Annotated in this window: 14 protein-coding genes; 2 read left to right on the top strand and 12 right to left on the bottom strand. The window is 31.6% G+C overall.

The window, feature by feature from the left end; translation table 11 throughout:
• Position 1: 1 nt before the first annotated feature.
• The 3 genes from E0Z07_RS11010 to bioB all read right to left on the bottom strand — a co-directional run bounded on the left by E0Z07_RS11010 (position 2) and on the right by bioB (position 3,026).
• Positions 2-274, bottom strand: a complete 273-nt coding sequence (locus E0Z07_RS11010; RefSeq protein ID WP_006263211.1) for a TM2 domain-containing protein — start codon at positions 272-274, stop codon at positions 2-4.
• A gap of 254 nt (positions 275-528) precedes the next feature.
• The gene (locus E0Z07_RS11005) at positions 529-927 is read right to left on the bottom strand and encodes a hypothetical protein (RefSeq protein ID WP_225602616.1); all 399 of its coding nucleotides are present in this window, start codon (positions 925-927) and stop codon (positions 529-531) included.
• Between the two features lie 1,124 nt (positions 928-2,051).
• Positions 2,052-3,026 carry a biotin synthase BioB gene (bioB, locus tag E0Z07_RS10995; RefSeq protein ID WP_006259406.1) on the bottom strand — a complete coding sequence of 325 codons (975 nt, stop codon included), beginning with the start codon at positions 3,024-3,026 and terminating at the stop codon, positions 2,052-2,054.
• 315 nt (positions 3,027-3,341) lie between these two features.
• Between bioB and E0Z07_RS10990 the strand changes: the two genes are divergently transcribed.
• Both E0Z07_RS10990 and E0Z07_RS10985 read left to right on the top strand, forming a co-directional pair.
• A complete protein-coding gene (locus tag E0Z07_RS10990; protein WP_006265020.1) occupies positions 3,342-5,423 on the top strand; it encodes an LTA synthase family protein in 2,082 nt (693 codons plus the stop codon).
• Positions 5,424-5,814: 391 nt separating this feature from the next.
• A complete protein-coding gene (locus tag E0Z07_RS10985) occupies positions 5,815-6,387 on the top strand; it encodes a Crp/Fnr family transcriptional regulator (protein WP_006259408.1) in 573 nt (190 codons plus the stop codon).
• Between the two features lie 43 nt (positions 6,388-6,430).
• Here E0Z07_RS10985 and E0Z07_RS10980 read toward each other — a convergent pair whose 3' ends face one another.
• The 9 genes from E0Z07_RS10980 to E0Z07_RS10940 all read right to left on the bottom strand — a co-directional run bounded on the left by E0Z07_RS10980 (position 6,431) and on the right by E0Z07_RS10940 (position 13,662).
• A complete protein-coding gene (locus E0Z07_RS10980; RefSeq protein WP_006263206.1) occupies positions 6,431-7,951 on the bottom strand; it encodes a PH domain-containing protein in 1,521 nt (506 codons plus the stop codon).
• On the bottom strand, positions 7,944-8,540 hold the full coding sequence (locus E0Z07_RS10975; protein WP_006263205.1) for a PH domain-containing protein: 597 nt from the start codon (positions 8,538-8,540) through the stop codon (positions 7,944-7,946). Before E0Z07_RS10975 ends, E0Z07_RS10980 begins: the two co-directional genes overlap by 8 nt.
• A 145-nt stretch (positions 8,541-8,685) precedes the next feature.
• The gene (locus E0Z07_RS10970; RefSeq protein ID WP_058699484.1) at positions 8,686-9,408 is read right to left on the bottom strand and encodes a DUF4397 domain-containing protein; all 723 of its coding nucleotides are present in this window, start codon (positions 9,406-9,408) and stop codon (positions 8,686-8,688) included.
• 106 nt (positions 9,409-9,514) lie between these two features.
• Positions 9,515-10,039 (bottom strand): hypothetical protein, encoded by a 525-nt coding sequence (locus E0Z07_RS10965; RefSeq protein ID WP_006259412.1) that lies wholly within the window; start codon positions 10,037-10,039, stop codon positions 9,515-9,517.
• 319 nt (positions 10,040-10,358) lie between these two features.
• Complete coding sequence (locus E0Z07_RS10960) at positions 10,359-10,790, bottom strand: carboxymuconolactone decarboxylase family protein (RefSeq protein WP_006259413.1); 432 nt, start codon at positions 10,788-10,790, stop codon at positions 10,359-10,361.
• Positions 10,791-10,859: 69 nt separating this feature from the next.
• A complete protein-coding gene (locus E0Z07_RS10955) occupies positions 10,860-11,435 on the bottom strand; it encodes a Crp/Fnr family transcriptional regulator (protein WP_006263203.1) in 576 nt (191 codons plus the stop codon).
• Positions 11,436-11,462: 27 nt separating this feature from the next.
• Positions 11,463-12,407, bottom strand: a complete 945-nt coding sequence (locus tag E0Z07_RS10950; RefSeq protein WP_006263202.1) for an alpha/beta hydrolase — start codon at positions 12,405-12,407, stop codon at positions 11,463-11,465.
• Between the two features lie 65 nt (positions 12,408-12,472).
• Complete coding sequence (locus E0Z07_RS10945) at positions 12,473-13,042, bottom strand: Crp/Fnr family transcriptional regulator (protein WP_006263200.1); 570 nt, start codon at positions 13,040-13,042, stop codon at positions 12,473-12,475.
• Positions 13,042-13,662, bottom strand: a complete 621-nt coding sequence (locus tag E0Z07_RS10940; protein ID WP_006263199.1) for an alpha-ketoglutarate-dependent dioxygenase AlkB family protein — start codon at positions 13,660-13,662, stop codon at positions 13,042-13,044. The genes E0Z07_RS10945 and E0Z07_RS10940 overlap by 1 nt, the downstream gene beginning before the upstream one ends.
• Positions 13,663-13,739: the final 77 nt, after the last annotated feature.

Genomic DNA, 13,739 nt, shown 5'->3' with positions numbered 1-13,739 from the left:
ATTAGAACCAACCTTTTTTGTTTGCTTGGTATGTATTATAGAACTCCTCATCTGTTTTAGTTAAATAGATAATTCCTTCAATAAGTCCAATGATTCCAGCAAATCCACAAGTAACTAATCCTAAGATTAATTGGATAACACCTTCTTTAGTATACCCTAAGTAGAATTTATGGATAGCGAAAATAGGTAATAAAATTCCTAAAATACCAGCTACTACTTTCTTATTCTCTTGAGGAGGTGTAGTTGCACTTTTCTGTGTAGTAAATTGTTCCATCTTTTTATATTATTTTTTTTGCAAAATTAAAATTGTTTAATGAACAAACAAGAAAAATATAACAATATTTTAAATATAAACAACAAACACAAATAATACTACTACAAAACAGCTACTTAACATAACTATTTTACAAAAACCATTAACTCTCAAAATAAAATAAAAAACACCAATACTTAAACTTCAATACAATAAAAAAAGCAACCTATAAAATATAGATTGCTCTTTTGTCAATAAGGTGAACTTATCTGAAGCTATTTCTTAAAGCTCACTAATTCCATTTGTGAGATCTCTTTCACATTAATTGGACTAACTAGAGCTTCTGCTCTACTCAAATCAATGATTCTGTATCTCTTCACTTCTCCGTCGGCATCATTTTCTAGACTTATCATCTCACCTTCTAGTACCCAATTTCCTTTAGATTCCTCTAAACTGTATTTGTCAATTGCCTGGTACTTTCCACCTTTCATGATATCAATTTCAATTAGTGATTTTTGGTATCTTTCTTTATGACTTCTACTCACTCCTTCTTGGAAGTCGAAATGAGCTACAATCCATGTTTTTTCAATATTAATACTGTTAACACTTAATGCTTTGTCAATTTCTAAGTTATTATTATCGTCTGCACTGCAACTAGCTAATAATGAACTCATACCAATAATCAAAACTCCAATTAAAACTTGCGCACATCGTCTCATAATGTAAATAATTAAAAAAAATTAATAATAATCTTTTTTAATCCGTGTACACCTCCTCTCCCTCTGGAGGTATTAATACATCAACTGCCTTGCATTCCCCTTTTCGACGTTTTACAGGTATATAAAATCACTGTAAATAAAATAAACACAATTAAGTTTACATAATAAAAAACAGACTAAAAAAGAACGTTTTTAAATACTAGGTAACTCCGACATTGTTACCTTATCTTTTATTTTCTGAGACAAATGTATAACCGTAGTTTTCACATCAATATGACATAAATCATAAAAATTCTACATATTAACTTCTAACTTAATGGAATAACCCTAATCTTATTCTAATATTAGAAACTTTTTTAGCAATACAAAAAGTTAACATTTATAATATAACAAACTAAACACAGTACTTTAACCTTATTAACACTAATATCCACAAACAAATCACGAATAACCAGAAATACAATAAAAAACAACAACAAGAATTACCTTAATTTTTTGTTGCTTTTTTAAAGACATAAAAGATTATAATTCTACATTTTGATCTGTTTTTTTAACTTTTATATCTCTTCGACCTCTATTTCCACTATATATCGCAAATTATTTTTAACTCCTAATACCTCTTTTTTCATAAAAGGCATCTACTATTTTTATTAAAACTAGAGATTACATCAACAAAAACGTTATAATATCTCAAACCTCATTAATAAAACACCTTAGCAATATACAAATACAGTAAAAGCCATGACATGAGTATTAGCTTTAAAAAAGAGATTCCAGAGCTTACAAAACAACAGTCCCTACCGTCACTAGCTCTGGAATCTACAAACACAATAACTCACTCTACATCAATAAAATACATCATATCTCACCTAAAACACGATATAACACCTAAGTATTTCAAAAAAACCTTTTCAATACTTATAAAACCTTATCTATACTCTAAACACATTATCAATATTTTTACAGACAAAAACTATTCCTAAATAGCTACTTTAAACAATTATTCTACTTTTTAACCAAAAAGAGCCTTAATCACATTGATTAAGACTCTCAGTACATATTATAAATAAAAATATCTTTTATACTTCTACTTCTTTTTTAGATAGCATTGGTTTCAACCCTAAGTTATTCAATAATCTTTGGTCTGATGATAGACTAGGATTAGGAGTCACTAATAATGTTTCGTTATCTCCTGAAAACATTGAGTTAGCTCCAGCCATAAAACACATTGCCTGTTCATAATCAGACATTTCTATACGCCCAGCACTTAACCTCACCATAGTAGTAGGCATCACAATACGAGCTGTAGCAATCATTCTGATCATATCCCAAGTTTCTACTTTAGGCATTTCTTCCATAGGTGTCCCTTTTACACGTACTAAAGCATTAATAGGTACAGATTCTGGATGTGTATCCATAGTAGCTAAGGTATGCAACATAGATATTCTATCTACATCATTTTCTCCTAAACCAATTATACCTCCTGAACATACTGTTATACCTGCCTTGCGTACATTATCAATAGTATTAATACGATTAGAAAATGTACGAGTAGAGATAACCTTGTCATAGTGATCTTCTGAGGTGTCTAAATTGTGATTATAAGCATATAAGCCAGCCTCTTGTAATCTTTTAGCTTGTTCCTCTGTTAACATTCCTAAAGTACAACAGACTTCTAATCCCATTTCATTTACACCTTTAACCATATCAAGTACTTTATCGAAGTCTTTGTTATCTCTTACCTCTCTCCATGCAGCTGCCATACAAAATCGAGAAGACCCTGCTTCCTTTGCTTTTTTAGCAGTGCCTAATACAGTCTCTAAAGGCAGTAGTCGCTGTACCTTTATATCTGTATGATATCTAGCTGCCTGTCCACAGTAAGAACAATCCTCTACACACCCTCCTGTTTTAATAGACAATAAAGTACTTACTTGTACTTCCTCTGGATTGTGATATTGACGATGTACTAAAGAAGCTTGATGAATTAATTCTAATAAAGGAGTATCATATATTGATTGAATCTCAGCTTTAGTCCAGTTGTGTCTAATTTCCATTTTCTCTTTGTTTATTTATGATAGATATTTCAAAAATAGAAGGAAAGAAAAAGGAAAGACTAGTCCACTTTTAGATTTAGACCTATTCCACTTCTAATTTTATACCAACCACTCTATACTCGTTATATTTCATATACAACACCAAGATGACTATATTAAATCCAATTAAAACAAAGCATTAACATATTAAATTAAAAATAAACACACCTTCAATTAATTATTATCAAAATAATAACATTAAAAACACAATAAGACATATTACTTTATTGTTATAGAGAAAAACACAAAACAGATTACACAAAAAACTCAATCACTATGTCAAACAATCCATCATTCTTTATTCCGTATAAATACTTACTTTGTTTTTACTTATTACTGAATTTTGTACTCCGCATTGTATTAATTAATCACCCTATAACCACTTCTACTTTTACCTCAGGAGAAGTATTATCTGTATTTGTGCTAGGTTTTATCCGTGATATTCTCATATTCAGTATAGGATATTTTATATTTTGGCTCTACTTTATTTTCTTTTCAAATCAGAAGTATAATAAACCCTATGGATATATCATATTCGCTATCCTATTAGGTTTATGGGGATGGGTTACCTTTGGCAAAACTATTATATCAGAATATGGCGGTGTACTTCCTGAGATAGCTATTACCTTCTTATCTATAAAAACAGTGTTATTCGGCATCTGTCTTTTCTTACCTCAACATAGAACAACCGTTCGAAAAATAAGTTATGCTCTTACATTATTTATCTTCGTATTAATCCTTGTGCAAAACACAGTGAGTGAATTCTTTTTTTGGAATGAGTTTGGTGTTAGATATAACTTTATCGCAGTTGATTATCTCGTATATACTAATGAGGTCATTGGTAATATTATGGAGTCTTATCCAGTGGTTCCATTATTTAGCATCATCGCTTTAATCACATTATTAACTACATATTACATTTTCAAAAAAACAGAGTATGTTATAGAACATCTTGCTCCATTGAAAAATAAGGTTATACTTAGTATTGTTTATTTACTTGTATTTGGAATTTCTTTATCCGCTATTACTAAGGTAATGACTCCTCTAAATACAGATAATATATTCGCTGAAGAATTAGAAAGTAATGGGGTTTTTAAATTCTATCAAGCTTTTAATAACAGTGTCATTGATTATTTTAAGTTCTACAATACGCTACCTGATGATGAACTAGCTAAAAATATTAAACAATTCTACCCTCAATATAACGGAGCTCCTTCACTTCTTAGACATATCAATAGTGATAGTACAACTATCAAAAAAAATGTAGTCCTCATAAGCATAGAGAGCCTTAGTGCAGACTTTATGGAGTTTTATGGCAATACAAATAAACTTACTCCTTTCTTAGATAGTCTAGCGATGAAAAGCTTATTCTTTACCTCTACATATGCTACTGGTAACAGAACTGTACGTGGGCTAGAAGCTATAACGATGTCTATACCACCTTCTCCTGGTGAAAGCGTTGTAAAGCGTAAAGACAATAAAGACAAATTTACAACAGGAAGTGTATTTGCTAAAAATGGATACACAGTCAAGTACCTATACGGAGGAGATGCTTATTTTGACAATATGCAAGACTTCTTCGAAGGCAATAATTACAACATCGTAGATAAGTGTGATTTTAAGCCTGATCAGATTACCTTTCAGAATGTATGGGGTGTAGCTGATGGAGATATGGCTAAGAAAGCCATAGAAGTAATGAATGAAGAATATCAACAAGGCAAACCTTTCTTTAATCATATCATGACTGTAAGTAACCATAGACCTTTCACTTATCCTGATGGAGTATTAGATACCTCTGACCTTACTAGTGCTAGAGATAAAGGAGTTAGATATACTGACTATGCAATCAAAGAATTTTTTGCATTAGCTAAAGAACAACCATGGTATGATAATACCATCTTTGTGATCTTAGCTGACCACTGTGCTTCTAGTGCGGGTAAGACACAGCTACCTCTAGATAAATATAGAATACCTGCTATGATATATGCTCCTAAAGGGCTTACCCCACAACAATTTGATCAAATGATCTCACAGATAGATGTCATGCCTACCTTATTAGGTATACTTAACTTTAAATATGACTCTAAATTTTTTGGAACTAATGTTTTACAAGCAGATTATAAACCAAGAGCCTTTATAGCTACTTATCAAGATTTAGGTTATATCCGAGACAACACATTAACCATCCTTAGTCCTAATCAAAAGGTAAGACAATATGGATTCAATACTCAGACTGTTAATAATCTAGTAACTCCTCTTACTCCAATAGATGATGTACAATCTAAGTATGTAGATGAAGCTATTTCATTTTATCAATTTACAGCTAAACAGCTAGAATCAAAGAGTTATAATAAATAAAAAAGCAGGGAGAGTAGTGCACACTACTCTCCCTGCTTTTTTAAACACACGTAACACAATTATTTATATAAATGCTGTCTACAACAAATAAACAACACAAAATTGTTCTAAAATAATTCAATTCTACATTTACATAAGAAAACGGGAAAACACCACTTACCTTGCTCTCCCGTTTTAATTTTAAAAAACACTTATCACTTTGTAATATATAATTGAAAAAAACTTATCAAATTTAATTAATGAAAACACTAGCACAGCATTCTTCTTAATCTTAGTATAAAACTCCTTAATTCATTTAAATTAATAAGTATTAATACTTAATTTTGATACTGCAAAAATCACTATTATTGTATAACTCACATAGGACATTTGTCCTTAATGCTATAAAAAAATGTTAAGAATAAATATTGACTTTCTATCATACATTGAATCATTGGCACAGACTGATGTTTTTAATGACAAAATTTTATTGCAACCTTATAAGCCTAAAGAAGTTCTACTACATCAGGGTGATCCTGTTACTAAGGTTATTGTTATTAAAGAAGGGATTACTAAATGCTATATCACAGAAGAAAATGGTAAGGAATATATCCCTGAGTTCTTAAGTACAGGAGAGATAATGGGAGAGATAGAGTTTATTGGTAAAAAAAACTGTCTATGCTCAGTAGAAGCTATAACACCCGTAAGTGCTTATATCATTCCTCTATCCGTATTTGAACATTTATTAAAAACAGATATAACCTTTAATAACACCCTACTAGAAGTAGAAGCATTAAGAGTGTTTCATACTAGCGAAAGAGCATCTTTTCAACAACTTTATACAGTAGAACACGCACTAGAAAAACTGTTAGAGCTACAAGAGAAAGAACAAGTACATATCTCTAAAGAAGATATGGCTTCTTATCTAGGTATCACTACACGTACCTTAAACCGTGCTTTAAAAAAAGTACAAGAAGAGGAATAAAAAACGAGGGAATAGTATGTATTCCCTCGTTTTTTTATACTTATTACATCCAGTGTAATGCTGATGATTCTACCTGATAAAGCCATTTATCTCTTAACTTCACTAACTCACTATACTGAGTAGTACTAAAAGACACTGTTCCTCCAGCAGTATAAAGCTTTAAGCTACCTACATCTGCTGACTGTTGCCACCATAACTGAGACAAGACAATCTTCTGTACCTTATGTGGTTCTATATAAATATAAGAGATATCCCATATCCCCCTTCTTATCATTATAAAATCTTCACTTACTCTTAACCTCCCTACACTATAAAGTCTATACAGTGCTAGTAGCATAATCACACTATAACTCACTACTGTTCCTATAAACATAGCAGAACTAAAATTTGATCTAAAAAACAAGGTTAAAAAGACTAAAGGAAGAACTATAAATAAGAATACTCTAAAACCTAGGTATCTATAATTATACTTTAGAACAGTAGTATACTCTTTTTTCTCTTCTTTAGACATTACTATTTTAAATAGGTCTTCTCTCTCCTGAGTAGAACAACCAGGTATTTGTAACCCAGACTTTTTATTATCTCCCTCTTCTCCTGCCACCTGACTTATCTTTAGACTGCAGATATCAAATAACTTCTGAAAATAATTCTGTTCTATTTCAACCTTTTGAACTCGTTCTGGCCTAATAATCGTATTCCTAGTAGACAGTAATCCATGAGATAATAACAAAGTCTTATTCGAAAATGTAACTTTAAAGTCCCAGAATTTTAATAATGTACGGATCACATTCACTACTAACACAGTGATAACTAAAAACACAATTAAATATAGAAAAGCGACCAAAGACATCCCTCCCTCTATATAGCTTGTCACCTCTTCTTTATCGATATACTCTTCTATAGAGATGCTTCTCACAATCGAATCATACACCATATTAAAGAATACAAGTATCAACCCTAATGTATATAAGTAATTAGAAGTAATACCAACTTTTAGAAGTGTAAGTATACTTATTTGTTTTGTGTTTTTTTGTTGCTCTATAAGCTTCTGTTCTCTATCTATTGTATCTGTTGAAGTATCGTCTATTACTTGTTCATTCTTATAATTTAGCAGTATCTGTTTCAATGCATCAGCATCTGATAAAGCCATAGAAGGGATAGTAGCTTCTTTATCTTTACTACCTGCAGAGTCTATTTCTACAGAGTACACATTGATTATTTTATTAATAAAACTCTGATTGAGATTCACCTGCTGTATTTTCTCTAGTTGAATAGTAACTTTCGATTTATTGATAATCCCTTTTTGAATGATAAATGAATTAGTTTCTTCATCAATATAAAACAAGAAGTTGCGATAACTCAGATAAGCTATTCCAAGACTTAAAACACTTCCTCCTATCACAATCCCCCAAATACTAATAGGGAATTCTATACGCTTATTCACTAAAAATAGTACTATAAGAGGAACAAAAGCTCTTACTATTTTTTGTAAGGCATTTAGAAAGTTAGCAATGATTCCTATTGTAGCTTGTCTAGTAGGTTGATAAAAACTATTCTTATCCATGAACAGATTCCTGTGAGTGTTCTACAATATCTAGATTAGTCCTTAAATCCTGTTGAGGAGACTTCGTTATCTTCTGTATAACATACGCTTTTAGTCGCTCTCCCTCCTCTTTAGATATCCCTGTGATTTTTAGATCACCTAAAGCTCCTCCCGCAGTAAAAAACTCTACCGTACATAAGTTAAACATTCGAAGTAAGGCTCCTTCATATACTCCTACATGCTGCACTCTATTAAAAGGAATAACAGTCTGAGATCTGTTAATAATACCTGTTTTATAAATAATATCTTGCTCACGTAGCGCATAGCCTTTCATTGCTACTCCCTTCATAGAGATAATACATATCAGAATAATCATTACAACTCCTAATCCCATAAGTGAGTATAACAATGCTTCATTCAACAAAGGTTCACTCGTCAAATACTGAAAAATATAAGGTGTAAAAGCAATTAGTAAGATAATAATAGAAATTATTATTAATCTTACCCCAACTACTGTTCGATACCTAGAGTCTAAGTTTTTAAACATTACTTGCTCTACTTGAGGTAATGTATCTATATCAATTTGTTTATTTTCAAACATACTATTCATACTCTTGTCCTTCTGTTTATACAGACATTGATTCTACTAGTAAATATATCATTTAAAAAGAGATACTGTTGTATGCAATCCATAAAAAAAATCCTTTAAAAGTAATACACCTTTAAAGGACTTCTTATTACAAGTTACTATTTTATTACTTTACAGCTTGATTTACAACACCTATATAGTAAGGCTTTTTCGCATTATCTTTTGCACCAATCAAGATAATAGAATAAAACTGTGAAGGTTTAAACACAACATCTTTTCTAGTTGCCAGTACCTTACCATCCTTATCTTTAATCGTAATAGCATAAGTATTAGAATCTAAAGCGTTAAACTCCTGTGTTTTCAAAGCAGTCGTTTCACTGTCTTGAACTCTATTTTCAAATTCTTTTACTACTGTCTTATCATTAAACTGAACAGTAGCTACTACATTATCCGAACTCAAATTAAAGAAACGAACTCCTGACTGCTTAACTTCATTTAAAGGAGTTGCTTTCTTAACATTATCCTCTGTTATAAAGTGGATTACCTTCGATTCGTTCCCTCCTATAAAAGAAGTATAAAACTGCCCACTAGTTATCTTCTTCGTAGTTGTAGTAATTGGCTTGACCTTATTACCTCCATAGATGTCTATTAATCTATTTCCTTGCCATAGATTCACATAACCTACACTCTGATAAAACAGAGGATAATATGGACTCTGAATAGGGCGACCATCTGCAACATAAATAAGCGCATCTTCACTCTCATAGGCATTTACCATAGTAAAACCACCTGCATGTTCTGACAAATCAATATAATCGTCATCACTGCTACAACTAAACACTGCAAAACTTAGAAGCAATACTGTCAATAAACTTAAAACTCTTTTCATAATAGATCTTTTTAAATTAGTTTCTCATCATCTTTAATTACTTATAACGACATGCAATAATCATGCAAGTCTATGTATGAACTACCATTAAAATTTTCTAATACTCTTATTCACTTAGTTTTCTATTCGCATACAATAATAAAGACTCTACATAGTCTCCATCAAAGTCAATCTTATAAATTTTAGACACCTTAAATTCCTCTATCTCCTCAAACCATTCACCTGAAGCAGATAACTCTTCGAATGCAAAATACTCACTATCATCACTATCCATATACTTCCCTACATAGACACAATCCTCTTCCTTAAATTCTAATCCAAAAGCACCATATTTATTCCCAATAGCTTTTAAAGTATCAAAAATATTGTCTTTTAACTGAATAGGGCTACTATAAAAGTCAACATGTTTTGCTTTCAGTACTTCTTCAATAAAAGCAATATTTTCTCCACGCTCTATAGTAGATATTTTATCCACAGCTATCAACTCATACCCATCTATAATATAATCGACCGAATTACACTTCGTTAATAACCACTTATCATTATAAGCTAATACTATACCTAGTATTAATTCTTTCTTTCTACCTTTTAAGCGAATGCCTACTAATTTATTCAAGTAATCTTTTATCATAGTAATAGATATTAATGAATTAGGTAATACGTAATGAGAGAATTTTGCGCTCTCTACTCCCTATTCTCAATAGGTCTTTACTAAAATTATGAATATTTCGACAATTATTCACAAATAATCCCTCTTTTTTAACCACAAAACAGAAGTGAATCAACATTCTATTAATCAAATAGATATACTTAAATAAGTAAATCAATATTACTTTTTTTGATATTTATTTTTTCTATTCCCCTCTAAAAGAAAGCATATTTGACTAAAAACAAATACTTCTGTATAATAAAAAAGCAGGATACATTATCCCGCTTCTATTCTATAATTACTATTTTGCTTTAAGATGAGTAGCTACTCCTATTCTATTCCAAGCATTAATAGTAACCATGCACATAATAAGTTGCGCTAAATACACTTCACCAAATAACTCTTCTGCTTGCGCATATAATGTATCACTAATTCCTCCTTGATGAATAAATGTAACCGCTTCAGTCATCTCCAGAATCACACGTTCTTCTTCTGTAAACAGCTCTGTTTCTTGCCACCCTGCTAACACTAATAATCTTCTAACAGATTCTCCATGCTTTAAAGCGTCTTGTGTATGAATATCTAAACAGTACCCACATCCATTTAACTGAGATGCCCTAATCTTTATTAGCTCTTTATGTATTGGTGTTAATTCTGATTCGTTTAAGTATTTTTCTAATAATAACATTCCTTCATACGCCTTAGGCTGTACACCATAAATTGTCTTTCTCATAATCGTAACTTTATTGTTTTTAATTTCAACAAATCTAAAGCTATGATTAATCAATAAACTTAAACAGGTTTAAGAAAATCTCTTCTTCTTTATCTCACTTAAATACTCTGGGCTAAACCCTAAATAAGAAGCCATTAAATACTGAGGAATACGTTGTATAAACTCTGGAAATCTCTCTTCGAAGTGGAAGTACAACTCTTCTCTACTAAACTCGTACAAATACTTCACTCTATATTGAGCAGCAGCATATGCACGTTGAAAAACTTGTCTATAGTACTTCTCCATAATTGGGTGTTTCTCTAATAGTAAAACAAATTGTTCTCTAGTAATCACGATTACTTCTGACTGCTCTACTGCTTGAATATAGAAGTTACTATTCGTATGCTGTTCAAAAGCCATATTATCCGTTAACCACCAATTCTCTATAGCAAAATCAATAGTTTGTTCTACACCATTACTCTTCATATAATAACTTCTCAAGCACCCTACTTCCACAAAGAATAACTTATCACAAAGCATATCTGCTTCTAAAAGAATCTCTTTCTTTTTGACCTTGATCAGCTCAAAATAAGATAAAATAGAATCTGCTTCAGGTACTGATAAAGTCCCTACGAATTTTTCGATATGTTGTATAAGTTTGTTCATTGAATATAAGTTATAAAACAAAGATAATTACTTCAAGTGTAATTGTTTATAATACGTTATCTTATACTTTGTAAAATCATCTGTTAGTTTACACTCAAAGAAATCAAAAGTATGCACAGCACCTTTTACTTCTAAGACTGTGACTTTTCCTCCATTGCTCTCTACAGAAGTCACATACTCTTTTGCTTCATCTATTAGAGGATCATATTCTGCTAGTACCATTGTCATAGACGGTAGTGATTGGTAGTTCTGCATCTTATTAGGCACTGCATATTCCCTCCACTTATTCTTATCCCCTGACAAATAATGTTTCCACATATAAGTTGCACTTTTCTTAGATTGCATAGGTGCGTGAGCATAAGTCTGCATAGAAGGAGTATTCAGCTCATCTGATGTAGGAGGATATAGGATGAGAGCATTGCTTATAGGGATAATATTACTATCTCTATTTAAGTGTAAAAGAGATAGAGCTATTGTGCCCCCTGCACTACTTCCCATCACACTGATATTCTGTTTATTTCCTCCTATTGCTTCTATATTGCTATAACACCATTCTAGAGCACTTACACTATCTTCTAAAGCAGCCGGAAAAGGATGCTCTGGCGCTAATCGATAATCAACAGATACTATAATCACCTGCGCCTCTCTCACTAGATCTAGCAACTGAAAATCATACTGCTCTGGACTTCCAAAAATAAAAGCTCCTCCATGTAAGAACAAGACTACAGGCAAGGGTTTATCTATTTCTCTTGGCTTATATATTCTTATTTTAAGAGAAGTATTATATGCTGTAGAAATTACTTGATTATATACACTGATATCATGAGGTATAGTTATAGCTCCCTCCTCTAGCATTAATCGTTCTTCTGTGATGCGTATTTGTTGAGGATTAGACTCTAAAAGAGAATCATAAGGTATCTGTGTCCAAGCACTTAAAGACAGTGCTATTAATAGTTCTTTATCTATATTCATATCTTAAATGATTACTGTAAAGAACAAAAGTCTTGTCTTTTTACCACATCCTAGAGGACATAGGTCTATAAATTCACTTCCTTGCGTATTCTACTCAAATGCCTTGGGGTAATATTTAAAAATGAAGCTAAGTATATACCAGGTATCTGTTGAATATAGTGAGGATAGTTCTGAAGTAACTTCAGGTACCTATCTTTAGCATCTAGACGTTGGATATCGAAGAGTTTTTCTTCTAATTCCATAAACTGCTCTTCTAATAACTGTTTAAAGAAGTTTGTCCATACTATACTATCTACACATAGTTTATCTACATCTGCTTTATAGAGGACATATAATTCTGTTTTGCCTATAGACTGTATATTCTCTTTAGATGGTTGTCCTGATATAAAGGAAGTCATCGCTGTCATCATACTTTCGTCGAAGGTGATACAGTATGTACGCTCTTCTCCACTTTCTAATAGAAAATAAGAACGTAAAACACCCTTTTTTATCCACACTATCTTATCAGCTACCTCTCCTTCGCAGATTAGCATTTCTTTATTTTCTAATACCTGCTCTTGTACTAATAGTGATAATGACTTCCACAAGTCTTGTTTTATCACATTAGACAGTATACTAAATGACTCCTTTCTCATCAGACAGACTCTTTTATTTCGATGGTTCTAAAGGTAAGATTAATACGTGGAGTATGAACCACTTTTGTAGGAGGTAATCTATGTAGCCAATTTTCTTGAGTAGTCCCTTTCATTACTAATAGGCTTCCATTATCCAAAATAACATCTATTTTCACACCATTCTCTTTGTGTTTAAAAGCAAATTTACGAACTGCTCCAAAGCTCAGAGAAGCTATAGCTCCATGTTTTTTTAAATCCTTCTCTCCATCGCTATGCCACGCCATTCCCTCTTCTCCTGTGTGATATAAATTTAAAAGACATGAATTATAAGTCTCCCCTGTCCTCTCTTCTACTATTTTCTTTAATGCTAATAACTCTTCCGTCCAAACCAAGGCAGTCTTAGTAATATTTGAATAAGTATAACTAAATGGAATATCGCCATACCAAGCCACTTTGCGCTTAGTAGTTACTTTCTTCCCAAAGATGATAGCTTGATCACATTGCCAAGCTACATGAGTCAAAAGTTGATTGTAATAATAGTCACACTGCTCTTTATTAAATACGATACCATAGTAATCTACTTCTCCATCATAAGGAAGAATATTCGTAAACTCCTGACTATAATCACTAAACAAATCCATAAGCACTGATTTAATACTACAAGTTTATAGATTATCTAACACAGAATAAAAAAAGTAATGCGATAAATTAAAGCAAT

This window comes from Myroides odoratimimus, from assembly GCF_004337635.1.
Taxonomy (GTDB): domain Bacteria; phylum Bacteroidota; class Bacteroidia; order Flavobacteriales; family Flavobacteriaceae; genus Flavobacterium; species Flavobacterium odoratimimum.
Note: the sequence above shows the minus strand (reverse complement) of the source record. Positions and strands in the feature narration are given on the sequence as shown.